General features: G+C 48.1%; 23 protein-coding genes. 2 read left to right on the top strand and 21 right to left on the bottom strand.

Translation table 11 applies throughout. The annotated features are described in order from the left end of the window. Positions 1–98: 98 nt before the first annotated feature. Positions 99–635 (top strand): HAAS signaling domain-containing protein, encoded by a 537-nt coding sequence (locus FS806_RS07905; RefSeq protein ID WP_186328264.1) that lies wholly within the window; start codon positions 99–101, stop codon positions 633–635. Between the two features lie 3 nt (positions 636–638). Continuing rightward, entirely contained in the window at positions 639–1,577 is a 939-nt protein-coding gene (locus FS806_RS07910) for a DUF4097 family beta strand repeat-containing protein (RefSeq protein WP_144934237.1), read from the top strand. 85 nt (positions 1,578–1,662) lie between these two features. Here FS806_RS07910 and argH read toward each other — a convergent pair whose 3' ends face one another. The 21 genes from argH to flgL all read right to left on the bottom strand — a co-directional run bounded on the left by argH (position 1,663) and on the right by flgL (position 23,608). After that, complete coding sequence (gene argH / locus FS806_RS07915; protein WP_144934239.1) at positions 1,663–3,072, bottom strand: argininosuccinate lyase; 1,410 nt, start codon at positions 3,070–3,072, stop codon at positions 1,663–1,665. Positions 3,073–3,126: 54 nt separating this feature from the next. Further along, a complete protein-coding gene (locus FS806_RS07920; RefSeq protein WP_144934241.1) occupies positions 3,127–4,365 on the bottom strand; it encodes an argininosuccinate synthase in 1,239 nt (412 codons plus the stop codon). A gap of 74 nt (positions 4,366–4,439) precedes the next feature. Then, the gene (gene argF / locus FS806_RS07925) at positions 4,440–5,396 is read right to left on the bottom strand and encodes an ornithine carbamoyltransferase (protein WP_144934243.1); all 957 of its coding nucleotides are present in this window, start codon (positions 5,394–5,396) and stop codon (positions 4,440–4,442) included. Between the two features lie 117 nt (positions 5,397–5,513). Continuing rightward, positions 5,514–6,710 (bottom strand): acetylornithine transaminase, encoded by a 1,197-nt coding sequence (locus tag FS806_RS07930; protein ID WP_144934245.1) that lies wholly within the window; start codon positions 6,708–6,710, stop codon positions 5,514–5,516. Positions 6,711–6,794: 84 nt separating this feature from the next. Beyond that, positions 6,795–7,592, bottom strand: a complete 798-nt coding sequence (argB, locus tag FS806_RS07935; protein WP_144934247.1) for an acetylglutamate kinase — start codon at positions 7,590–7,592, stop codon at positions 6,795–6,797. 188 nt (positions 7,593–7,780) lie between these two features. Beyond that, the gene (gene argJ, locus FS806_RS07940; RefSeq protein ID WP_144934249.1) at positions 7,781–9,007 is read right to left on the bottom strand and encodes a bifunctional glutamate N-acetyltransferase/amino-acid acetyltransferase ArgJ; all 1,227 of its coding nucleotides are present in this window, start codon (positions 9,005–9,007) and stop codon (positions 7,781–7,783) included. Between the two features lie 22 nt (positions 9,008–9,029). Next, the gene (gene argC, locus FS806_RS07945; RefSeq protein ID WP_144934251.1) at positions 9,030–10,079 is read right to left on the bottom strand and encodes an N-acetyl-gamma-glutamyl-phosphate reductase; all 1,050 of its coding nucleotides are present in this window, start codon (positions 10,077–10,079) and stop codon (positions 9,030–9,032) included. Between the two features lie 205 nt (positions 10,080–10,284). Next, positions 10,285–11,178 (bottom strand): YitT family protein, encoded by an 894-nt coding sequence (locus FS806_RS07950; protein ID WP_144934352.1) that lies wholly within the window; start codon positions 11,176–11,178, stop codon positions 10,285–10,287. 151 nt (positions 11,179–11,329) lie between these two features. Further along, a protein-coding gene (gene prfB, locus FS806_RS07955; protein WP_144934253.1) for a peptide chain release factor 2 occupies positions 11,330–12,455 on the bottom strand; the annotation gives its coding sequence in 2 pieces (ribosomal slippage) (positions 11,330–12,382 and positions 12,384–12,455; 1,125 coding nt in all). A 103-nt stretch (positions 12,456–12,558) separates the two neighbouring features. Then, positions 12,559–15,066, bottom strand: coding sequence for a preprotein translocase subunit SecA (gene secA / locus FS806_RS07960; protein WP_144934255.1), 2,508 nt, complete (start codon positions 15,064–15,066; stop codon positions 12,559–12,561). A gap of 225 nt (positions 15,067–15,291) precedes the next feature. Continuing rightward, positions 15,292–15,843: a ribosome hibernation-promoting factor, HPF/YfiA family gene (hpf, locus tag FS806_RS07965; protein ID WP_144934257.1), complete on the bottom strand. Its 552-nt coding sequence runs from the start codon at positions 15,841–15,843 to the stop codon at positions 15,292–15,294. Positions 15,844–15,993: 150 nt separating this feature from the next. Then, entirely contained in the window at positions 15,994–16,191 is a 198-nt protein-coding gene (locus FS806_RS07970) for a cold shock domain-containing protein (protein ID WP_144934259.1), read from the bottom strand. Between the two features lie 300 nt (positions 16,192–16,491). Beyond that, complete coding sequence (locus FS806_RS07975) at positions 16,492–16,827, bottom strand: hypothetical protein (protein ID WP_144934261.1); 336 nt, start codon at positions 16,825–16,827, stop codon at positions 16,492–16,494. Between the two features lie 10 nt (positions 16,828–16,837). Then, positions 16,838–17,218: a flagellar export chaperone FliS gene (fliS, locus tag FS806_RS07980; RefSeq protein WP_144934263.1), complete on the bottom strand. Its 381-nt coding sequence runs from the start codon at positions 17,216–17,218 to the stop codon at positions 16,838–16,840. A 29-nt stretch (positions 17,219–17,247) separates the two neighbouring features. After that, positions 17,248–17,634 carry a flagellar protein FlaG gene (locus FS806_RS07985; protein ID WP_225312544.1) on the bottom strand — a complete coding sequence of 129 codons (387 nt, stop codon included), beginning with the start codon at positions 17,632–17,634 and terminating at the stop codon, positions 17,248–17,250. Between the two features lie 42 nt (positions 17,635–17,676). Then, positions 17,677–19,146 carry a flagellar hook-associated protein 2 gene (locus tag FS806_RS07990; protein WP_260982029.1) on the bottom strand — a complete coding sequence of 490 codons (1,470 nt, stop codon included), beginning with the start codon at positions 19,144–19,146 and terminating at the stop codon, positions 17,677–17,679. An 811-nt stretch (positions 19,147–19,957) separates the two neighbouring features. Next, positions 19,958–21,151 carry a flagellin N-terminal helical domain-containing protein gene (locus FS806_RS07995; protein WP_144934267.1) on the bottom strand — a complete coding sequence of 398 codons (1,194 nt, stop codon included), beginning with the start codon at positions 21,149–21,151 and terminating at the stop codon, positions 19,958–19,960. A 203-nt stretch (positions 21,152–21,354) separates the two neighbouring features. Beyond that, positions 21,355–21,594: a carbon storage regulator CsrA gene (gene csrA / locus FS806_RS08000; RefSeq protein ID WP_144934269.1), complete on the bottom strand. Its 240-nt coding sequence runs from the start codon at positions 21,592–21,594 to the stop codon at positions 21,355–21,357. Positions 21,595–21,597: 3 nt separating this feature from the next. After that, entirely contained in the window at positions 21,598–22,044 is a 447-nt protein-coding gene (fliW, locus tag FS806_RS08005) for a flagellar assembly protein FliW (RefSeq protein WP_144934271.1), read from the bottom strand. An 82-nt stretch (positions 22,045–22,126) separates the two neighbouring features. Next, positions 22,127–22,699 (bottom strand): DUF6470 family protein, encoded by a 573-nt coding sequence (locus FS806_RS08010; protein ID WP_144934273.1) that lies wholly within the window; start codon positions 22,697–22,699, stop codon positions 22,127–22,129. Between the two features lie 12 nt (positions 22,700–22,711). Further along, complete coding sequence (gene flgL, locus FS806_RS08015) at positions 22,712–23,608, bottom strand: flagellar hook-associated protein FlgL (RefSeq protein WP_144934275.1); 897 nt, start codon at positions 23,606–23,608, stop codon at positions 22,712–22,714. Positions 23,609–23,611 lie beyond the last annotated feature (3 nt).

Raw genomic sequence — 23,611 nt, forward strand, 5'->3', positions numbered from 1 at the left:
TTTATTTATGACAAGTCATATGACTTCGGTGACTTGGCAGCGCTATCTTCTTCTAGTAATCTAAGTTTAGTGAAATGGAACAAAGAGGTGAGCAACCGATGTCCAAGGAAGATTTCTTCCGAGACCTTGAATATAAGCTGAAGGGCTTGCCGGAACAGGAACGGCGACAAATTCTGCAAGTGTATGAAGACCTGTTTCGGACGGCCGCCGAGAATGGCAAGGATGAACGCGAGGTAACCGCTTATCTGGGATTCGCTTCGGATCATCCCCCCCATGACCATCTAGCTGTTTATCCGCATCCAGCTATCGATAGCTCGCACCAAGGGATTCGGCCGTTGATAGCCAGCGTAGCTCTCGGATTATTTAATCTGATTATTGTTCTGCCGCCGTTTCTGGCCATTAGCGCATTACTGTTAGCCTTCTGCATCATGACGTTCGTCCTGCTGGCTCTGCCGCTGTTCATTTGGTGGTTCCCCTATGGGGATATTCTTTTTATTCACAAGCTGTTCTTAACTATGGCCGTGTTCGGTCTGGGCATGCTTACGGGCATCGCGTCATGGTATTCCGTCAAGTGGTACTTCATTGCCGTACGGAAATATATCCAAATTAACGTTAATCTGATAAAGGGGGAATAAGTCTTGAAACGTAAAGCAGTCGCCTTTCTCGCCCTCTTTTCATTTGCATGCTTCCTGATTGGTTCCATCGGCTTTGCCGCTACCTATGTCTGGAAGCGGGGAGCAAGCACCCATGCCATTAGTACGGAATTTGGCCAGACCCGGGATTCGGCTGATGGCTGGAAACCGTTAACGTCCGAGAGCTCCGAGGAGGAGCAGACGTTCGATTCGTCTGACATTTCCCGCTTTTCCCTAAGGACCGATTTGGCCAAGCTTCAGTTTGTTACCAGCCCGTCCGATACGATTACTGTCCGTTTGACCAGCCAGTCTTCCGAAAAATATAAGCCTGAAATCAAAGCTGAGCAGCGGGGTGATCAATTAAGCGTAGAGGTCCTCCATCCCGAACAGACAGGGTTTGGCCTTGATCGGATTCAGGATTTGCTTCAGAACAATAATAATCAGTCTCTGACGATGACCGTGGAGGTAGCGCTGCCTGATAAAGTTTTCTCCGAAGTCAGACTGGTGTCCGATATGGGGAGTATTGCTTTGGGAGGAATGAAAGCTGATAAGCTTCATATCCGAAGCGATGCAGGCTCCGTTCACCTGAATGATTATGTTGGAAAGAAATTGGAGGTTAATACCAATATAGGCAGCATTCAGTTAAAGGAAATTGATGCGGAGATTAACGTTAGCAGCGATATAGGGAGTATCTCCGTTGAACAGTCCTCCATTCTCCATCCACTGAACATCAAGAACGAAATTGGCAAGGTCGAGCTAATCGTTAGCGAAGTGGCGCCTATGACGATGGAGCTTACAACCAGTATGGGCAGTATCCATACCAACCTCCCGGGGATGACAGAGGAAGAACGCCGCCGCACCTACTGGAAAGGATCCTACGGGAATAACGGTCCATCGGTGAAAATAAATACGGAGATCGGCAGTATAAGCGTTCTATCCAAATAATAGAATCTTGCGCGCCGTTCGAATACTTACCTAATAAGCCCCCTTGCTGTTCACGCAGGGGGGCTTGTTTATGGATGGTTGCTTGCTATTTATCCAGATGGGTCTGAACCCATTCTTCCGTCTTCCCGACGGCTTCCTCCGCCCGGCCAATCGCTTGCGCTACTTGCTCGGAGGCTGTTCCTCCGTAGACGTTGCGGGCATTGACCACCTGTTCCGGCTGCAGCACCTGATAAATATTGTCGTCGAACAGCTCGGAAAACTGCTTGAACTCGTCCAAAGTCAGGTCAAGCAAATATTTTTTGTTCTGAATGCAGTAAAGCACTGTCTTCCCGATAATTTCATGGGCTTGACGGAACGGAATCCCTTTATTCACCAGGTAATCGGCAATATCGGTCGCGTTGGAGAAATCCTGATTGACTGCTTGTCTCATTCGGTCCCGGTTTACCTTCATGGTCGAAACCATAGGGGCGAATAATTGCAGGGCCCCCTGCAGCGTCTTGACGGTATCGAACATTCCTTCCTTATCTTCCTGCATGTCCTTGTTATAGGCTAACGGAAGCGCCTTAAGGACCGTCAGCAAGCCGACAAGATTGCCGTAGACCCGTCCGGTCTTGCCCCTTACCAATTCGGCCACGTCCGGATTCTTCTTCTGCGGCATGATGCTGCTGCCGGTGCAGAAGGCGTCATCCAGCTCGATAAAGGCAAACTCGGTGCTGGACCACATCACCATCTCCTCGCACAGACGGGACAAATGCATCATTATCATAGAAGCATTGGACAGAAATTCGATAATGAAATCCCGGTCGCTAACCGCATCCAGACTGTTTTCATATACGCGGTCAAAGCCAAGCTGTTCGGCCACGAAATGGCGGTCGATCGGGAAAGTCGTACCGGCTAATGCCCCTGCCCCAAGCGGGAGAACATTAATCCGTTTGTAGCTGTCCTGAAGCCGTTCGATATCCCGTTGAAACATGGACACATAAGCCATCAGATGATGGGCGAACAGGATCGGCTGGGCCCTTTGCAAATGGGTATAGCCCGGAATGATTGTGTCCAGGTTGGCCTTGGCCTGTTCCAATAAGGCTAATTGAAGCTTATGCAGCATGCCGACAAATTCCACTACTCTTCTGCGCAGGTACAGATGCATATCCGTAGCTACCTGATCGTTCCGGCTGCGGCCTGTATGCAGCTTGCCTCCTACAGGACCGATTTCCTCGATCAAGGCCTTCTCAATGTTCATATGGATATCTTCGTCACTCACCGAAAATTCCATCTCACCGCGCTGAATCCGCTCCTGAACCTTGAGCAGTCCTTCCTTGATCCGCTCGGCATCGGCCTCCGGAACGATGCCGCACTTGGCCAGCATGGCAATATGGGCAAGGCTGCCTTGAATGTCTTCTTCCGCAAGCTCTTTATCAAATAGAATCGAAGCGGTATACTCTTCGACGAGCTGATCCGTTTTTTTGGTGAACCGGCCACCCCATAATTTTGACACTGTACTTCCCCTTTCCATCAACAAGCGAGCCGCACCAGGCGGCCCGCTGTTTTCCTATTTCTGCTTGCTCTGCTCGACACCCGAACCTACCTTCAAACGCAGTGCGTTCAGGTGAATAAATCCGGTGGCATCCGACTGATTGTAGGCTTGGGTCGGATCCGCCTCCATCGTTGCAATATCCGGATTGTACAGGCTCACCGGGCTCTTCACTCCAGCGGCAATGACGTTGCCTTTATACAGCTTGATGCGCACGGTACCCGTTACATTCTTCTGGCTTTCCGTCACCAATGCCTGAAGCGCAAGCCGCTCCGGAGCAAACCAGAATCCGTTATAGACCAAAGTGCTGTACTTGGAAATCAAGGAATCACGCAGATGCATAACGTCCCGGTCCATTGTCAGAGACTCCATTTTGCGGTGGGCATGGAATAAGATCGTTCCGCCCGGGGTCTCGTAAACGCCGCGGCTTTTCATGCCGACGAACCGGTTCTCGACCATATCGACGCGGCCAATTCCATGCTTGCCGCCGAGCTCGTTCAAGGTATCCATAACTTCAAGCGGAGTCATTTTCTTCCCGTTTAGAGCGACGCAGTTCCCCTGTTCAAACTCCAGCTCCAGGTATTCCGGGGTGTCGGGAGCGTCCTCCGGAGATACGCTTAATACGTACATATCTTTGCAAGAATCGGCGCTTGCGTCAAACCAAGGGTCTTCCAGCATGCCGCTCTCAAAGCTGATATGAAGCAAATTGCGGTCCGTTGAATAAGGCTTGGAAGCCGTCGCCTGCACCGGAATGCCGTGCTTCTCCGCATACGCGATCATTTCGGCGCGTCCCGGGAATTGCTCACGGAACGACTCAAGACGCCACGGAGCGATCACGGAAATTTCAGGAGCCAACGCCGCGGCTGCCAGCTCGAAGCGGACCTGGTCATTCCCCTTGCCCGTAGCACCATGAGCGATAGCCGTCGCTCCTTCCGCTCTGGCGATCTCCACCATCCGCTTGGCGATAAGGGGGCGTGCGATGCTGGTGCCCAGCAAATACTGACCTTCGTACAAAGCACCTGCCTGAAACATCGGGAAGATAAAGTCACGGGCAAACTCGTCGCGCAAATCATCGATATACACTTTCGATGCCCCGGTCCGCAGTGCTTTTTCCTCCAGTCCGTCCAACTCGTCCTTCTGTCCGATATCCGCCGTGAACGCGATAATCTCCGCATCATAGGTTTCCTTCAACCATGCCAGAATTACAGAAGTATCCAATCCGCCGGAATAGGCGAGAACAATTTTATCTTTTGCCATGACTATTTCACCCTTCTCTATACTTGTTCGCATGGTGCCTAAGCTTTGCTGCCTTAAGCACATGGGTCCGTGAGCTACATAATGGCGGCCATAATTGCCTTCTGCGCATGCAGCCGGTTTTCCGCCTGATCGAATACGATGGAATGATTTCCGTCTATGATGCCTTCGCTAACCTCTTCGCCACGATGAGCCGGCAGGCAATGCATGAATAGGTAATCCGGCTTCGCGTACTTAACCAGTTCCTCATTAACCTGATATTGGCTGAAAGCGGCGACTCGTTGAGCCTGCTCCTCTTCTTGCCCCATGCTCGCCCATACATCTGTATATATGATGTCCGCATCCGCTACCGCTTCTTTCGGATCGGTCACAATTTCCAGCTTGGAGCCGGTTTGCGCAGCGATTTCCCTAGAGACATCAACCATTTCGCGATCGGGTCCATAGCCTTCCGGAGAAGCCACAGAGACGTCCAGTCCCAGTTTACAGCCTCCCACCATCAGAGAGTGGGCCATATTGTTGCCATCGCCGATATAAGCCAGCTTAAGCCCCTGAAGCTTGCCCTTCTTCTCGAAGATGGTCTGGTAGTCAGCCAGCGCCTGGCAAGGATGGGACAGATCGGACAAACCGTTAATAACCGGGATGGTAGCCCCTCTAGCCAACTCAATAACAGTCCGGTGTGCAAACGTGCGGAACATAATGCCGTCCAGATAACGGGACAGGGTCTGAGCCGTGTCCCAGATTGTTTCCCCGCGGCCGATCTGCAAATCATTGCGGCTCAGGAATAGTGCGTGCCCGCCAAGCTGGTACATCCCCACCTCGAACGATACCCGCGTACGGGTCGAAGATTTTTCGAAGATCATGCCCAAAGTTTTCCCTTTGAGTGGCTGATAAACTTCTCCCTCTTTATTTTTCCGTTTCAGCTCTACGGCCAAGTCGATCAAGTATTGGATTTCTTCTGTGGTGTAATCGGCTAACCCGAGAAAGTCTCTTCCCTTCAAATTCAGCCCATTTTCGGATGATGTTAAATTTGTCATGTCATCGCTCCTTTCAAGTTGATTCCTTCAAAATAGTTTCGGCAGTTCAAAAGAAATTGTTCATGCCGATCTATGGACAGCGCCTCAAAGCACAAATAATTATTTAGTAATCGTTTCTCACTCTTTAACGGCGAGCGAATAGCCGGCCATCACCTTGCTGATGACGGCAATGCCTTCATCGAGCTCTTCCTTCGTAACCAGCAGGCTCGGAAGCAGACGAATAACATTGGGGCCCGCCGATACTACCAGTACCCCTTGCTCATGAATCTTCGCCAAAATGTCGGCTACCGGCTCGTGACATTCGATACCGATCAACAGCCCAAGACCGCGGACTTCCTTAACCAAAGGATGACCGTTCAACTCTTCCCTCAGCCGGTTCATGGCGTATTGTCCCATTTCCGCTGCCCGCTCGGACAGCTTGCCTTCCAGAAGCGTCTCTACGGTAGCTATCCCTGCGGCCGTAGCTATAGGCGTTCCTCCGAAGGTAGATCCGTGGCTTCCTGCGCCGAAGGCCTCATTCAGCTTCTCCTTGCCGAGCATGGCCCCTATTGGGAAGCCGCTGCCCAGAGCCTTCGCTAAGGTAAAGATATCCGGTTCAATTCCGTAATGCTCATGGGCGAACCATTTCCCTGTGCGGCCCATTCCGGTTTGGATTTCATCAACGATGAGCAGCAGGTTGTGCTCCTTGCACAATCTGGCCACTTCTTGAACAAATTCGGGCTCCGCTATCCGTACCCCGCCCTCAGCCTGAACCATCTCCAGCATGATAGCACACGTCTTGTCGGTAATGTAACCGGATAGCGCAGATGCATCGTTAAACGGTGCATAAACAAAGCCTTGAGGAAGAGGCTGGAACCCCTCCTGCACTTTCTCCTGACCGGTTGCGGTCAAGGTAGCCAAGGTCCGGCCATGAAAGGACTGTCTGAAGGTGATGATCTCGTACCGTCCGGTTCCGAGCACCTTCTGATGATATCTACGCGCCAGCTTGATCGCCGCTTCATTAGCTTCCGCTCCGCTGTTGCAGAAGAAGACGGCATCCGCACAGCTTACATCTGTCAGCAGCTTAGCAAGCTTCTCCTGATTAGGAATATGAAATAAATTACTGACATGCCATAAGTCATCCAACTGCGCTACAAGCTTCTCCTTCACTTGGGCGGGAGAATGCCCCAGGCTGGTGACGGCTAAACCGCTCATCAAATCCAAATAACATTTGCCCGTATCATCCCAAAGCCGGCTGCCCTCTCCCTTAACCAAGGTTATCGGATACCGGGCATAGGTTGGAAATAAAGAGCTCTTATTGCTTGCTTCCCCCATCGTTTGTTCCCTCCCGTCTAAAAATGCATATATTATGTTCATCCAGAACTTAGTCTGGATTTCCCATTTTTAGTTAAATAACGATCATGCTTCCTTAACAATCCTCGTCCCGATGGCTTCGCCTTGTATGACTTTGCTCAGCACTTCCGGCACCGTGCCGTCGACAATGACGACTTCCCGTACCTGCCCCTGTATGCACTGCACAGCCGCCCGAACCTTCGGAATCATTCCGCCGTAGATTTCCCCGCTCTCGATCATTTGATCGATTTCCTGCACGGTTACAGATGGCAGAACCTTCTTTTCCCCGTCAACGGTTTTCATAACCCCCGGCACGTCGGTAACGACGATCATACGCTCCACTCCGACTCGGGAAGCGACCGCCCCTGCAGCCGTATCCGCATTAATATTAAACCGCTGGCTTCCGTCCTCGCCGATTCCTATCGGAGCAATGACCGGAATATACCCCATGGAGACAATCCCCTGGATCAGTTCAGCATTGACGGCCGTAACGTCCCCGACCCAGCCGACCTCTTCCGTGTTATCCACCGGTTTGGCTTGAATCAGTTGGCCATCGACTCCGGACAAACCAAGGGCTTTAGCCCCCGATTCTTGGATTTTACGTACAATTTCTTTATTAATCCGTCCGGCAAGCACCATCTCAACGACATCCAGCACCTCTTCGCTTGTTTTGCGCAGACCGTTAACGAACACGGATTCAATGCCCAATTGCTCAAGTGTGCTGGAAATAGCCGGTCCGCCGCCGTGTACGATGACCGGGATAGCTCCTTCCTGCTGCAGCTTCCTCATGTCGTCAAAGAAAGAAGACGGAAGAGCCGCCAGAGTGCTGCCTCCGCATTTAATAACAAAACAATGGTAACTCATAACTCCACCTGCTTTCCTCACGCTGCTATCAACACAAGTTATGTCGTAGCGTTATTCTGAATCCTTCATCCTTCAGGATGAAAACGACCCTTGCAGGAGCAGTGGACACCTACCCCTCACGTTCTTGACATATTGGCGTCCAGACTGCTTTCTTGCCTATATATCTATTAGAGTTAATAAATGCCTTATTAAGTCCGATAAGCCGCATTAATCCGCACGTAATCATAGGTTAAATCGCAGCCCCAGGCCGTAGCCTGATGTGTTCCCATATGAAGATCGACATGGATCTCTACCAGATCGCCCTTTAAATACTCGGCAGCCCGCTCCTCATCGAATTTCACGGGTCGCGATTGCTCAAGCACCGATATGTCGCCAATGCGTATATCGACCGTCTCCGTGTTGAGCGGCTGACCGGCTCGGCCGGCGGCTGCAATAATCCGTCCCCAGTTCGCATCGGCCCCGAAACAGGCAGACTTGACGAGGCTCGATCCCACGATGGTCTTGGCGATAGCCCGCGCCGCCTCTATCGAGGCCGCTCCGTTCACCTGCACCTCGACCAGCTTGGTCGCTCCTTCTCCGTCCCGGGCAATTGCCTTCGCCAAATATTCGCTCACATGCCGGAAGCCTGCCGCGAAGGCCTCCCAGTCCGGATGGCCCGGCGCCAGCTTTGCACTGCCGGACAATCCGCTTGCCATGGCCACGACCATGTCGTTCGTGCTCGTATCCCCGTCCACCGTAATCATGTTGAACGTAGAATCCGTCACCCCGCTGAGCAGCTTCTGCAATGGATCCGCATCGATATTCGCATCGGTCGTAATAAACCCGAGCATCGTGGCCATGTTCGGATGTATCATCCCCGAACCTTTAGCCGCTCCGGCGATATAAACCGGACGTCCATCCACTGTAACCTTGACGCAGATCATCTTCTGAACCAGATCGGTCGTCAGAATGGCCTGGCAGAAATCGTCGCTGCCGTCAAGCTTTACCCGCTCCGGAAGTCGGGCGATGCCCGCACCCAATTTATCCATCGGCAGCAGCTCGCCGATAACGCCGGTGGAGGCGACCCCGACAAGATGCTCCTCCACGCCGAACGCTTGGGCCGCGGCCGCACGCATAGTTCGGGCATCCTCTTCTCCTTGCTTGCCCGTGCATGCGTTAGCGTTACCGCTGTTGACAACGACAGCCTGCAGCTTGCCTCCGGCAGCCAGGCTCTCCCGGGTTACCTTAAGCGGTGCCGCCTGAAAAGCGTTAAGCGTGTAAACCGCGGCCGCAGCCGCCGGTACCTCGCAAACGACCGCACCCAAGTCGTAGCGTTCCACCTTCTTCAGCCCGCAATGAAGGCCGCCTGCCCGAAAACCCGCGGGCGTCGTCAGGCCGCCGTCGGGCACGACAGTAAATTGCTCATGATCATTCATTCTGGTTCACCTTTCCTCATCATTACGGGTAGACCGGAGTAAATTCCAAACCGGTAGTCTCATCCCAACCCATCATCAGATTCAAATTTTGAATCGCTTGCCCGGCAGCGCCCTTAACCAGGTTGTCAATGACAGAAACGATCGTCACCCGGCCCGTACGCTCGTCTACGGAAAATCCGATATCGCAATAATTGGAGCCCCATACCTCTTTAGTTGCGGGCCATTGGCCGGATGGACGAATTCGGACAAACGGCCGGCCTTTATAATATTCGCGATACAAGTCGATGAACTCCTCATCGCTTTTGGAATCCGTCAACTGGGCATACATCGTGCTGAGAATCCCTCTAGTCATTGGAACCAGGTGGGTAGTGAATGTCGTCAGCACTTCCTTGCCGGCAATCTGGCTTAACACCTGCTCAATCTCAGGCGTATGCTGGTGCCGGTTCACCTTGTAGGCCAGGAAATTCTCGTTCATTTCCGAATAATGGAACGATTGGCTTAACCCCCTGCCTGCACCGGATACACCCGATTTAGCGTCAACTATAATCGTCGAAGGATCAATCCAGCCGGCATTCACGGCCGGGATCAGACCCAACAGGGTGGCCGTCGGGTAGCAGCCCGGGTTCGAAATAAAATCGGCATCGCGGCATTGTTCACCGAACACTTCGGCCAGACCGTAAACCGCCTTCGCCAAGTAGACCTCATCCGCCGCTTTGCGCTTATAATACTTTTCATAGACAGCCGGCGACTTCAAACGGAAATCCCCGGACAGGTCAATAACCTTCAGCCCTGCATCCAGCAGCTGGGGAACAAGCTCGGCACTTACTCCGTGCGGTGTCGCCGCGAACACAACATCCGCCTTCTGCTTGATTAAAGGAATATCAACGGCATCCAAATGATCTACTATAATTTCTCTTAAATGGGGAAACCCGTCAGACAGCGGTTTTCCCGCACTCGATGAAGATATAACCGATGTAATCTCCACATTGGGATGCCTTAACAAAAAACGAATCAGCTCCACCCCGCCATATCCGGTGGAACCAATAATGGCCGCTCTTATCGATGAATTCATAATCTAAGCCCCTCCTCCATGCAACCAAGGATAAACGGCTACTGCCGTCCTTTGGACAATCGCGTTTACCGATGAAATTATAAGAACAAGTATAAGGTGAAACTTATACTTTCTTATATTTGAATAAAAAAACTTATGTATTATTATACGTCCTGTGGTATAAAAATTCAATCAGCTATTTTATCGACCCTTCTATTTTACATATTTAGCCGTTCACTTTAAACCCTTCTCCCAAAACTTCCTTAGTATCGCTGATGATGACAAATGCATTCGGGTCTACCGTCTTGACAATGGTCTTTAACCGCGAGACTTCAGATTGATTCAAGACGACCATGAGGACCATTCTCTCATCACCCGTATAGCCCCCCAGCCCCTGCAGCTTGGTCAAGCCACGGTCTAGGTCGACCAGCACCGCCTGGGATAGACTGTCGACTTCCTTAGATATAATGAAGGCTACTTTAGAGAAATTAAAGCCCGATTGGATAAGGTCGATCGTTTTACTCGTGACGTACAGTCCGATCAAGGCATACAGAGCCTTCTCGGGAGAAAAAACAAGGCCGGCCGTCAATATTACCAGTCCATCCAGCAAAGCCACGGCTACTCCCAGGCTGAGGCCTGTATAACGGTGAATTAGTTGGGAAGCCAGCGCCAATCCTCCTGTTGATCCCCTGGCCCTGAAGACGACCCCCAATCCGATCCCCGTCAGAATCCCTCCGTATAAGGACGCCAGCAGCACGTTATCTGTCGGAGAAGGCATTCCTTCCGTCAGAAGCACGAATAAGGGAAACGCTACCGTGCCGATTGCGGTTTTAATGGCGAAATCCCGACCCAGAAATTTAAAGCCCGCGACAAAAAGCAGGACATTAAGGGTCCATTGGATGAAAGCCGGCTTGATGCCCGTTACATGCTGAACGATAGTCGATATTCCCGCAACCCCGCCGGAAGCGACCTGATTCGGGTTCAGGAACACATTAAAGCTAAGAGCCATAATGAAAGCACCGATGAACAGCAGTACGTACTCTGTTATCAGCGAAGGAGCGGAAAGAGCCGGGGATTTGAATCTGTCTCTATTTTTATTTGACCCCCCGCTTCTTTCCATCCCTCCCCCCTGATTTCCTTCTCTGTTGTTGTCATTGTCCCTGCTCAACAGTCCCACCTCTTTATAAATCGCTTAAGACAGCTCTTTCGCATCTGCATAAAAACATCCTACACATTTCATTTATGTGTAGGATGTTACATAGATGTTAAGTTTATGTCGATTCCCGATCCGGTTTCTTGTCAATCTGGTGGCGAAGATAGGCATCGATCAGAAAATCGATTTCTCCGTCCATGACTGCTCCAATGTTTCCGGATTCCGCTTGGGTCCTGTGATCCTTAACCATACTGTATGGGTGGAAAACGTAGGAACGAATCTGGCTTCCCCAGCCGATCTCCCGCTGCTCTCCACGAATTTCCGCCAAATGCTGACGTTGTTCCTCAATTTTCTTCTCGTAAAGCTTGGAGCGAAGAATTTTCATCGCACGTTCCCTATTCTTGATCTGGGACCGTTCCGTCTGGCAGGTTACCACGATTCCAGTAGGCAAGTGGGTAATCCGGACCGCGGAATCGGTTGTATTGACGTGCTGGCCTCCGGCCCCGCTGGAACGGTACGTATCGATCTTCAGCTCCTCCGGGCGGATCCCCACCTCTACATCATCATCGATTTCCGGAACGACGTCGCAGGATACGAAAGAAGTATGCCTTCTTCCCGACGCGTCAAAAGGCGAAATCCGGACCAGACGGTGAACTCCCTTCTCGGCCTTCAGATACCCATAAGCATTGTAGCCCTTAATCAGCAGAGTGACGCTCTTCACCCCAGCCTCGTCTCCAGGCAGATAATCCAGTACCTCGACCTTAAAGTTGTGCTTCTCCGCCCATCTCCTATACATCCGGAGCAGCAGCTCCGCCCAATCCTGGGATTCGGTGCCGCCGGCCCCCGGATGAAGCTCGAGAATAGCGTTCATCCGGTCGTAAGGCTCATTGAGCAGAAGCTGAAGCTCATAGTTCTGAAGCTTCTCCTCAAGTTGAGCAACGCCTGCCTCGAGTTCTTCGAGCATGCCCTCATCGTTTTCCTCTTCGGCCAGCATCATCATAACTTCCAGGTCTTCGTATTCTTTGGACAGAGCTTCGAATTCGGCCACCACATCCTTGACCGCATTGAGCTCGGCGATCAGCTTCTGAGCACGCTCATTATCGTCCCAGAAATCGGGAGCGCTCATCTTTTCCTCGAAATCGGCAATCTGTTCATGCTTGTAATCTAAGTCAAAGAGACCCCCGTAATTCAAGTATTCGCCTTGCCATTTCTTTCAAGCTATGCTTCCAACTGCTGTCGATCATAGCATACACCTCTTTCATAATTAGTCATCGATGTTATTGGGGTATCCATGGAGCTGATACCCGGCTGTTCAGTGTCTGGATAGTTTATGCTGACGAATTTCGCTTACTTGCCGCAGCATTGCTTATATTTCTTCCCGCTTCCGCAAGGACAAGCGTCGTTGCGGCCGATTTTATCCTCTTTCTTAACTACAGGCCGCTTAGCTTGAGGCTCACCGCTCGGATTGACCGCCTGACCTTCAGCCACAGCCTTTCTTTCGAGGTTCGTCTCGACGTGAGCTTTCATTATATAAGTAGCAACTTCTTCCTGAATGCTCTCGATCATTTGTTGGAACATTTCGAACCCTTCGAATTGATACTCTCTCAGCGGGTCTGTTCCGCCGTAGGCTCTGAGGTGAATTCCTTGGCGAAGCTGGTCCATCGCGTCGATATGGTCCATCCACTTGCTATCCACTGCCCGAAGCACAACGACCTTCTCAAACTCGCGCATATATTCTTGGCCAATTTCCTGTTCTCTTTCCTCGTACTGCTCGAGAACCTTGGCTTTAATATTCTCAATGATTTCTTCCTTCTCTTTGCCCCACAGCTCATCTGCGGTAAGCGTTCCTTCTTTGAGGAAGGTGGCGTTGGCATAATCGGCAACGGCCTGCAAATCCCATTCTTCGGGAACCTGGTCGCCCGGACAATGTGCTTCGACTATTCTCTCGATGACCGGGTAGATCATATTAAGAGTGATCTCACGGATATTCTCCGATTCGAGCACTTCCCGGCGCTGCTTATAGATAATATTCCGCTGTTGGTTCATGACGTCGTCATACTGCAGGACGATCTTGCGCACATCGAAGTTGTTGCCTTCCACGCGTTTCTGCGCAGATTCGATAGCCTTCGTAATGAGGCGGCTTTCGATTTCCTGATCTTCCTCGAACCCAAGCCGGTCCATCATTCCCATAATATTCTCTGCACCGAAACGGCGCATCAATTCATCCTCGAGTGACAGGAAGAACTGAGAGGAGCCTGGGTCTCCCTGACGTCCGGAACGTCCACGAAGCTGGTTATCAATCCTGCGGCTCTCGTGTCTTTCCGTACCTATAATATGCAGACCGCCAAGCTCGGCTACTCCTTCCCCGAGCAAGATGTCGGTTCCGCGTCCCGCCATGTTGGTGGCAATCGTTACGGCACCGGGTTGACCGGCCCGAGAGACGATTTCCGCTTCTTCCGCATGATATTTCGCGTTCAGAACCTTATGGGGCACGCCCTTCTTCTTAAGCATATCCGACAGGCGCTCGGAATTCTCGATCGATACGGTACCTACGAGCACAGGCTGCTTATTCTTGTGCCGCTCTACTATTTGATCCACCACTGCCCTAAATTTGCTGTTGATGGATTTATAGACTACGTCCGGCATATCTTTACGAATCATCGGACGATTTGTCGGGACGACAATAACATCGAGGCCGTAAATTTTCTTGAATTCCTCTTCTTCCGTCTTGGCCGTTCCGGTCATTCCCGCCAGCTTCTGATACATGCGGAAATAGTTCTGGAAGGTTATAGTCGCCAGGGTCATGCTTTCATTCTGAACCTTAAGCTTCTCCTTCGCTTCAATAGCCTGGTGGAGGCCTTCGCTATAGCGTCGGCCAGTCATAAGGCGCCCCGTAAACTCATCAACAATAACGACTTCATCGTCTTGAACGACGTAGTCGATATCTCTCTTCATTATTACATGTGCTTTCAAAGCTTGCGTGACATGGTGGTTGAGCGTGACATTCTGGTGGTCAAACAGGTTTTCGATGCCGAAGGCTCTTTCCGCCTTGGCTACGCCCTCTTCGGTCAAAGTAACGGAACGCATCTTGATATCTACGGTGTAGTCCTCTTCCGCCTTCAGTCCGCTTACGAACCGGTCAGCTGCATAATACAGATCTGTCGATTTGGCCGCCTGCCCCGAGATGATCAGAGGGGTCCGGGCTTCGTCAATCAAGATTGAATCGACCTCATCGATGATGGCAAAATTCAATGGACGCTGGACCATCTGTTCCTTATACAGAACCATGTTATCGCGGAGATAATCGAAGCCGAATTCGTTGTTCGTCCCGTAAGTAATATCACAGGCATAAGCCGCCTGCTTCTGAGCATGGTCCATATTATTGAGGTTAAGCCCGACGGTCATACCCAGGAAGGTATAAATTTTGCCCATTTCCTCACAACCAACGGTCGCCAAATAATCGTTGACGGTAACCAGATGGACTCCTTTACCGGACAGAGCATTAAGATAAACCGGCAGGGTAGCCACCAATGTCTTCCCTTCCCCGGTCTTCATCTCCGCTATGCGTCCTTCGTGCAGAACCATGCCTCCAATTAACTGGACGTCAAAATGCCGCTTGCCCAAAGTTCTCTTGGAAGCCTCCCGCACGGTCGCATAAGCTTCAGGAAGCAGGTCATCCAGCGTTTCCCCTTTATCCAGCCGCTCTTTGAACTCGTCGGTCTTAGCCCGCAGCTGTTCATCGGACAGCACCTCGAACTTAGGCTCCATCTGATTAATCTGTTCTACGGTCTTGAGCATTCTTTTTATTTCACGTTCGTTTGAATCGCCAAATATTTTCTTAACAAGTCCTAGCATGGGTTTGCCCCTTTCAACAGTGAAAATTCACAAAAGACAAGTATACAGAAATTGTAACAGTTTGCTCTTAAAGCCGCAACAACAGGAAAGAAAAGGGGCCGCCATTACATAATGACTGCATAGGAAGACCGGATGTAATAAGGCCCTTGTCCTGAATATTTCCTGGATATGGGATATCAAAAAAAGCCCGATCCGTCATAAGAGGACCAGGCATTGGGAAAACGGTTATCTGGCAGGTTCGATCAACCCGTAGGTGCCGTCTTGGCGCCGGTAGACTACATTTACATTCTCGGAGTCGTCCGAGTTGGAGAAGACGAAGAAGCTGTGGCCAATCATGTTCATCTGGAGAATGGCTTCCTCCACATTCATCGGCTTCAAAGTAAAACGCTTAGTACGAACGAGTTCAAATTCCTCTTCTTCCTGTGCAACAGCTTGAGTTTCGGAATCCTCGATAAAATAGTTCTTCATTCCGCTTTCTTGGCGGAGCTTACGGTTTACTCTTGTTTTATACTTGCGGATTTGTCGTTCCAGCTTGTCCACGACCAGGTCGATGGAAGCATACATGTCACTTCCCCGGACCTCAGCCCTTAACAATACGCCGGTTAGAGGGATCGTTACTTCCACGTTTTGCTTGTCTTTGACCACACTCAAGGTCACATTGGCCTCAGAAGCGACGGGTTGCTCAAAATACCTTTCGAGCCTGTCCAGCTTCTTCTGAACATATTCCCTTAATGCATTGGTCACTTCAATATTCTTGCCGCGAATGTTATATTTCATGGTAACAACTCCTCCCTTCTAATTCCTATTATAATCCATTTTACGCCATACTTCAAAGCATAAGAACACGAAAAAACCCCGGGATGTCCGGGGTAGAAATAGCTTCCAAAGTAACCTTCTATATGAGATATCGGCAGACAACCGGATAAATTACAGTTTGGTTACGTTAGCTGCTTGAGGCCCACGAGCGCCTTCTACAATATCAAATTCTACGGCTTGTCCTTCGTCCAAGGATTTGAAGCCTTCTTGTTGAATTGCTGAGAAATGTACGAATACGTCCCCGCCCTCTTCTGTTTCAATGAAACCGTATCCTTTTTCCGCGTTAAACCATTTAACTTTACCTTGCATTCGAAACATTCCCTTCTTATTCAATTGAATGTGAAACGCATTCACACCTTGACTATACCACCCGTTTCAAGAGATTGTCAATAATATACAATTAAGGACAATTATCAGAAAATACACAATTCACATTTCATTAACGTTTTTATACACAGGCTGAAAACTTATTTTCATTAGTTATTCACAAAGTTATGCACATTATCCACAGGCTGAGGATAACCTGTTGTGTGTATATCTCGGCTTGGATTGGGAGTATATGCAAAAAAAATAACCGCCGGATTTTCTCCAACGGTACGCTTGAAATGGTTATTTTTTCTGGTCGAAAAATACGCTGTCATAAGGGCCAACCGCCTCATACCCGACCTTCTGCTGCCTTCCAATGGAAATTTTGGATAAGCCTTCATTTGCTTCCTGTCTTATTTCCTCCATCTTGGCAATAATGATTGAATCGTACTTTAGGAGGCTTTGGATCTGCACACGATAAGGATTTATGGATATTTGGGAAAAAGGAATGGATTGAAGCTTCGCAATAATTTCGCCTCTCCGCTGCACGAAATCTTCTAATTGTTCATAAGTAACACCATCTAAATTATCCACAATGCCTTTCGTCAATTTTTCCAAATTAGCAATTAAATTTTCCATGAGTCTGCCCTCAAGAAACAGTGGAAAGCTTGGAAGCCTTCACCCAAGTCTCTCTCAATTCTATTAAATAGCCCATCACTTCTTCAATCGGTTCAATCTCCTTCTTCATATTGGCTTCAACTAATCGATGAAGAAAATAATCATAGAGTCTAAGCAAATCTTCAGAAAAAGACGTATTCTTATCCAACGTAGCGGCAAACTCTGAAATGATATCCTGGGCCTTGCGCAAATTCTGGTGGGCGTTGGGCGTATCGTTAGCTTTAATAGCCTCTATTGCCGCTCTGCAGAACCGTATTGCCCCGTCACATAACATGATTAGCAGTTGAGCGGGAGTTGCCGTCTGAATTGACGTTTCCAAATATTTGTTTCTGTTCGCCTGCGCTTGATACATTTTGTAAACCTCCAGTCTAGCGATAGAAACTATCTTCTCTCATCTACAATTAACCCAGCCAATTCCCATATTTTTGCAATAAAGTCCAGTGTCTTTTCCGGAGGAATTTCCCTAATTGTGTCACCTGTTTCATTATCCAAAACTTTAACCATGATTTGGTTGGTCTTCTCATGAACCGAGACTTCCAACGAAGTAGGCCTTCCCTGCATAGATTTGATTGCCCGATCAATAGCAAGTATCAGCTGTTCGTCACTGATGGAGATTTTTTCTCCATTCATCTCTGCCATCTTTAATTGCTTGAGTGTCTTTATTGAAGATAACATTCGATCAGAGATGCTTTGGGAAGTGGAGAGAGGGATTATCCTCTCCACCACGCCATTCCCAGTCTTATCATGGATTGGCAAATTCGCGTTCAATTGAATTCCTCCGTTTCCTGAACATAGCTTAATGGTTGGATATTAACCGCCAAATTGTTGTGCCAGCCAAGCACTTTGACTATTCAGTTGGTTTATCGCTTTTTCCATTGCCGTAAACTGCCGATAATATCGTTCTTCGACGCTTAACAGGCGTTTAGACATCTCTTTTAATTTGTCTTCAATGCCGCGAATATCTTTACTTAAAAAGCTGTTGTCGGTTAAATTGTCGGCTGTTCCTGCCTTTTTGGTTAAATGTTCCAAAGAAGCTTTCAATACGTTGTTTAACCGCGTTGCAAACCCGTCACCCGCTGTCGACTTAATACCATCATCGGAAGTGAATAGCTTGGTGACCTCCTCTGGGCGCTCGGTAACCGCCTGACGAAGCTTCTCCTCATCCAGATGAAGCTTTCCATTCTCGCGGTAATCCCCTGTGGTGATACCTATTTCTTTCAGAATAGAAAGCTCGCCCTGCTTTCCTTTGAAAGGCTCGGACAAGGCTAGTCTCATCTCGCTCATAACCGTCCTCAACAGAGGATCGCTCTGAAGAAGTCCGCTTTTGGCTTTTGACTCCCAACGCTCTATATCTTTTTCTTTCATGGCTTCTTTTTCTTCATCGGATAGCGGGTGGAAATCACGATATTTCTTCTCCGTTAATTTCCCGTGGACCAGATCAACCAATTCGTTGTATTTCTCTACGAAGGTTTTAATCTTGTCTACTACGGCATCGGTGTTATGAGTCACCGAAATATTAATCGGTTGATCCCCTGTATTCTGAGCCTTTTTGGCCGTAAAGGTCATTCCATTAATGGTAAAAACGTTGGTGGAAAACTCGAACCTTTGCTTATTATATTCGACAATTGCATCGTCGCCTTTCACTTCCACTGAATCGGCATTAGCCAATCCCAAAGAATTAAACAAATCCGAATTACCTGTTAATTTTATTTTGGATTCACTGCCGGTTTTACTTGATGTAAAGAACAATCGCTCCAGAGTAGCATCGTAATTTAGCTTTACTCCTGTCTTCCCTGCTTGACTGTTGACCTTGTCCAATAAATTAGCAATTTTATCCGTATCCTTAACATTAATTTCAACATCATTTATCTTGAAACTACCTTCTCCATTAAACCCTAAATCTTTTAGTGTAGTTGAAAAGTCTACTTTTCCGTCTTGACCATCTTTCTTGAGTTGCTCGGACGTAATGGAAGCAGAAGTAGCCACCTGTTTGATAAAAATATTAAAACTCCCATTTATCGCTGCATTTCCGGTGACCGAAACAACACTATCATCCGAAGAATGAAATTTGGAAACGTTAAAGGTCTTGTTAAGCGTCATATCGAACGCCAAGTTACGGAACTCCAATAGCTTGCTGTTAATTTCGCGATAAGCCGATCTCTGCCAGTCCAAGGTTTGTTTCTTCTGATTCAACTTCTCGTAAGGCATCCGTTCCGCTTTCATCAATTCCTTGACCATCATATCGATGTCCATACCCGTGGCCAACCCGCCAACTCTCATTACCAAAACTATCACCTTCTTTTAGTTATTCAATATATCAACCCGTTAATTTATACATCTTATCTTTTTTATCGGTAGTTTAAATAAAAATAATGAGATTTTATAAGATTTTTATTTAAAAATAGATCAAGATCGTATGCCCCATGTTTTTTGGAAGATTAAAACGGAAAATCTGGACCAAACCTACTGTCTGTAAACAAGCAGCAAAATAAGAAAAGAGCGGCAGCTTGTAAACAGCCGCCACTCTTGATAAGTATAAATTAACGAAGAAGTTGCAGAACACCTTGAGGTTGTTGGTTTGCTTGCCGCGCATCAATGTCTTTCGAGCATTGCGTAGACTATATCTTCACCCTCATCTGAAAAGAGGTAATTTCAAAAAGTCCTTATGTTAGTAAAGTTGGGCAAGAAGCAAATTCGACCCTTCCATGCAGCATCGAATTCCGGTGCTCATGCAGGTGTACCTGCATTTTGCTCTCCTTCTTCAGTCGCTCCTATCTTCTAGTTGCTGAGAAGCTCTACTTTTTGAACTCACTATTAGAATAAGGGGCTGGGCACTTCGAATGGCCTGTCAAAAAGCCATCCTACGGATTTCATCACCATAGCATCTGCCTTAGGTGGTCTACCCTAGTCGTTGAACCTTCTCCATTCTTTCGAAACAGGAGCTTGGCTGCTGATTATCCAATCCGCTTGCTTGTTCATCGTTCACGTTTACCGTTTCCGGTTCCGCAGTCGAGAAGCGGCTCTAAGGACGTTCCAGCAATTCACCCAGTCATTCTCTTGGCCGTTGCCCGCCAAGACGCCCTTGAATAGATTACCTTAGAAGTTGAAGTACTCCTTGAGGCAGACTATTCGCTTGAGCCAACATAGCTTGTGCTGCTTGAGTAAGGATGTTGTTCTTCGTGAACTCCATCATCTCTTTCGCCATATCTACGTCACGGATACGGGATTCGGCAGCTGCCAAGTTCTCAGCAGTTGCACCCAGGTTGTTGATCGTATGCTCCAAGCGGTTTTGGTTAGCACCGAGCTTAGAACGCTCTTCGGATACTTTGTTCAGAGCGTTGTTGATCGTAGTGATAGCTTTGTCAGCAGCTGCTTGAGTGGAGATGTTTACACCCCTGTTTTTGTCTACGGTTGTGAAATCCTCTGTTGCAACTCCCACAGTTACACTCGCGGGAAGAGTAGTAAGGGTATCAGATAAATCAACCGTTGCATCGGTAGCATATGCATCAACGCCCAACGCTTTAAGAGCATCAAGAACATCTTTTTTTGTTGCAGTGATATCTCCCGCATTATTTTCATCCGCACCTGCTTCTTGTGCCAGAGTAATTTCTATAGTACCATCTTCTAAAATTTTTGCGGTTGTCTCTGAAACCTCTTCCCCGCCATTACCTTGTAATGCTGCAAAAGAAATTTTAATTTCTTTTTCAAGACTTGCGTTATTAATAGTAATACCAAGATCAGTAGAATCTTTAGTACCTGCCTTGATTTTATAACCGTTTATACCAAGAGCTTCATTACCCATGTTTTCAATCGTTAATTTAATGTTTTGTCCAGAGTTCGCACCAATGTGGAAAACTTTGTCTTTAAAAGATCCATTCAGAACTTTTTGATTGTTGAACTCTGTATCCGTAGAAATCCGCTGGATTTCTTTAGATAGCTCATCAATCTCAGCTTGCAGCTTTTGACGGTCTACTCCCTCGTTAGTATCTGTGGCAGCTTGAACAGCCAGTTCACGCATACGTTGCAGAGCTGCGTGAGTTTCAGTCAAAGCGCCTTCAGCCGTTTGAATCAGGGAAATTCCGTCTTGAGCGTTCTTGGAAGCCATTTGCAGACCGCGAATTTGTCCGCGCATTTTTTCGGAAATGGCCAGACCGGCAGCGTCATCCCCAGCACGGTTGATGCGGTAACCGGAAGACAGTTTCTCCAGGTTTTTGGCAGAGTTGCTTGTGTTCACACCCAATTGACGGTGAGTGTTCAGAGCAGAAATGTTGTGATTGATAATCATCGAGTTCTTCCTCCTTGAAATTTGTATAGTCCACATCCATGTGGTCGCTTTCCCCATCAGGTCGGCCGCACCTGATAGAAATAGCTTCTATACATATTTATCGTTAGATGGAAGGTTTTCATGAAGGAGGTAAAAACCCTAAATTCGCTTTTAATCCCTCAATTTTCGACATTTTCCGCCCCCATCATCCTATATACCTACCTTTATCTACCCAATCCTCTTTTTTTCATCAGATTCTTTATCTGTCCAATCGAAATCCTGCTATCGACCGCTTCCCTATTTGATTCTTTAATGTTCAGATACACTTCTTTACGATAGATATTGATTTCTTTAGGCGCACTAATACCAAGCTTGATCTGTTCCCCCTCTATTCCAATGACCGTTAATTCAATATCATCCCCTAGCATGATTGATTCTCCCGGTTTGCGAGTCAACACTAACATGACTTAGCCCTCCCCCATCTCATCTTTATTACGAATCAACGCATGCTTAGGCTTATAGGCTGAATCATGAAGAATCACTTGTTTCCCTAGCTTTCGAGCAGTATTGATGACGAGAGGGGCCTGCAAGTTAATAGTGGCCGATTCCAATTGTTCCCGAACAGAGATAATAGCTGCGACCTGAACGACCTTCTCATCCTTTATTTCCAACTCCTCTTTAATACTCTCAGGGAGTTCAAAGGAATACTCCGGATAGAATATGAAAGGATCTGTGATGATAAACGATATATTTCCATCTTCCACCGATTGCAAATAGGAAAAAGGAATTTGTTCATCCGGCTGAAGTATAACAAATTGGCGTAAGCGTTCAAAGCCAGGAAGCCCTTGTCTGAAATAAATAAGCTGATCTTCCTCAATCTCTAATTCTCCTAACCGTATGGTCGATAATTTCATAGCTTCTCACTCTCCCGATTGCATGTAATTAAAAAAACAAAAAAGCTATAGACCTTTCTCATCTATAGCTCATTATAAAGGATTACTTCGTCAAATCGATTTGTGGTGGAATAATATCTACCGATGCATATTGCCGCATATAAATATCCAGCTTGCCGCGTGTATATTCAATCTCAGGAGGATTGACGCGAGCTTGTATATTTAAAAAGCCTTCTTTTACTTGAATATCTGGTTTATGTACCTTATATTCCATCTTCACCATCGGATAGCTGGCAGGCGCCCGTACCTCGACACCTACCTCTTGAAACATGCGTTCTTGGGCAATTTCCGCAAAGGCGTTGCCCTCGAGATGAATGGCTGCCATCCGATTTCCGTCCTCTACTATACGAGCTAACCCTTGCAAAGCAATTTCCTTCGACTGGGAATAGATTCTTTGATTCAGCTCAAGAGTGCTGTCCAGTCCCATAGATGCCCATACTCCGCTTTGATCTATGAACAACTCTCCTTGGCGAGTCTCGATTTCCCACTTCGCCGGGGTCGTTTCGATCTCCATATCTGCCCTGTGTTGTCTGATCGACATACTCCCCTGACTTGTTTCTATCCCAATCTTGGCGAACTGTTGACGAATCTCAATCGAAGGGAAAGGAAGCATCATCCATCCCTCTCCTTATCTTAAGAAGTCTACTAGAGTGGGAGTAATAATTTTCGCTCCGACGGACAAGGATGCCTGATAAATGCTTTCATTGATTTTGGATTTAATGAGAAGTTCATGGTAGTTGGCATCCTCTACCTTCGATTGCATCGTTTCCAGATTGATCTCCAGATCCTTCAATCGGCTGTCTATAAGCTCAACCCGATTCATTCTGGCTCCTACTTCAGCGTGCATGGATAGAATTTGATCCAGTCTGGAGTCAATTTTGTCTAAAGCATTTCCTATGTCCTCTACTTTACCTTCCTCTAAAGAGACCAGCAACTGATCAATGATTTGAAACGCATTATCATCGGCCCCTGGTTTTCCAAAAATATCATTCCCCGACAGATTAATCGGAACTTTAACCTTGGTACCGAGTTCCAAAGGAATCAATGTCGCATCTGTTATGTCATTTGCTGCATTGTCAGACGTATATGGTGGTTGATCGGTAAGCTGTCCGTTAAATACATATTTTCCGCTCAATCTGCTGTTGGCAATGTCTAGTAATTGCTCCCGGAGCTCCTTAATCTCTTTATGGAGCGCATCACGAGCTTCATCCGAGTTCGAATCCGTTGAGCCGTTCACGGTTAGTTCTTTCAATCGATGAAAGATACCCTCTGTCTGACTAAGCAATGAGTCGGTATGCTCGAGCCATGAAGTAGTCATGCTTACATTCCCCCGATACTGCTCATTGGTAGACAGCTCGCTCCGGTATCTCAAGCCGTAGGTGATTCCTACCGGATCGTCGGACGGTCGATTGATTTTCATTCCGCTGTTCATTTGTTCCTGCAGCTTCTGCATCCGGCCCAGGTTCCGATTCAGGTCGCGCATGAGCTGAGTGTGCATCATGCCTTGGGTAATTCTCAAGGACATTCC

Origin of the sequence: Paenibacillus sp. 32O-W, assembly GCF_007679495.1 — a bacterium.
GTDB classification, from domain to species: Bacteria; Bacillota; Bacilli; order Paenibacillales; family NBRC-103111; genus Paenibacillus_L; species Paenibacillus_L residui.

Coding starts and splice junctions, on each gene's coding strand:
- FS806_RS07905 (WP_186328264.1), top strand. CDS start 99: ATGTCCAAGGAAGATTTCTTCCGAGACCTTGAATATAAGCTGAAGGGC.
- FS806_RS07920 (WP_144934241.1), bottom strand. CDS start 4,365: ATGGCAAAAGATAAAATTGTTCTCGCCTATTCCGGCGGATTGGATACT.
- hpf (WP_144934257.1), bottom strand. CDS start 15,843: ATGAAATATAACATTCGCGGCAAGAATATTGAAGTGACCAATGCATTA.
- FS806_RS07970 (WP_144934259.1), bottom strand. CDS start 16,191: ATGCAAGGTAAAGTTAAATGGTTTAACGCGGAAAAAGGATACGGTTTC.
- flgL (WP_144934275.1), bottom strand. CDS start 23,608: ATGTCCTTGAGAATTACCCAAGGCATGATGCACACTCAGCTCATGCGC.
- fliS (WP_144934263.1), bottom strand. CDS start 17,218: ATGTATCAAGCGCAGGCGAACAGAAACAAATATTTGGAAACGTCAATT.
- FS806_RS07950 (WP_144934352.1), bottom strand. CDS start 11,178: ATGGAAAGAAGCGGGGGGTCAAATAAAAATAGAGACAGATTCAAATCC.
- FS806_RS07990 (WP_260982029.1), bottom strand. CDS start 19,146: ATGAGAGTTGGCGGGTTGGCCACGGGTATGGACATCGATATGATGGTC.
- csrA (WP_144934269.1), bottom strand. CDS start 21,594: ATGTTAGTGTTGACTCGCAAACCGGGAGAATCAATCATGCTAGGGGAT.
- FS806_RS07995 (WP_144934267.1), bottom strand. CDS start 21,151: ATGATTATCAATCACAACATTTCTGCTCTGAACACTCACCGTCAATTG.
- argF (WP_144934243.1), bottom strand. CDS start 5,396: ATGACAAATTTAACATCATCCGAAAATGGGCTGAATTTGAAGGGAAGA.
- FS806_RS07975 (WP_144934261.1), bottom strand. CDS start 16,827: ATGGAAAATTTAATTGCTAATTTGGAAAAATTGACGAAAGGCATTGTG.
- argJ (WP_144934249.1), bottom strand. CDS start 9,007: ATGAATGATCATGAGCAATTTACTGTCGTGCCCGACGGCGGCCTGACG.
- argC (WP_144934251.1), bottom strand. CDS start 10,079: ATGAATTCATCGATAAGAGCGGCCATTATTGGTTCCACCGGATATGGC.
- FS806_RS08010 (WP_144934273.1), bottom strand. CDS start 22,699: ATGATGCTTCCTTTCCCTTCGATTGAGATTCGTCAACAGTTCGCCAAG.
- FS806_RS07930 (WP_144934245.1), bottom strand. CDS start 6,710: ATGGGGGAAGCAAGCAATAAGAGCTCTTTATTTCCAACCTATGCCCGG.
- secA (WP_144934255.1), bottom strand. CDS start 15,066: ATGCTAGGACTTGTTAAGAAAATATTTGGCGATTCAAACGAACGTGAA.
- fliW (WP_144934271.1), bottom strand. CDS start 22,044: ATGAAATTATCGACCATACGGTTAGGAGAATTAGAGATTGAGGAAGAT.
- argB (WP_144934247.1), bottom strand. CDS start 7,592: ATGAGTTACCATTGTTTTGTTATTAAATGCGGAGGCAGCACTCTGGCG.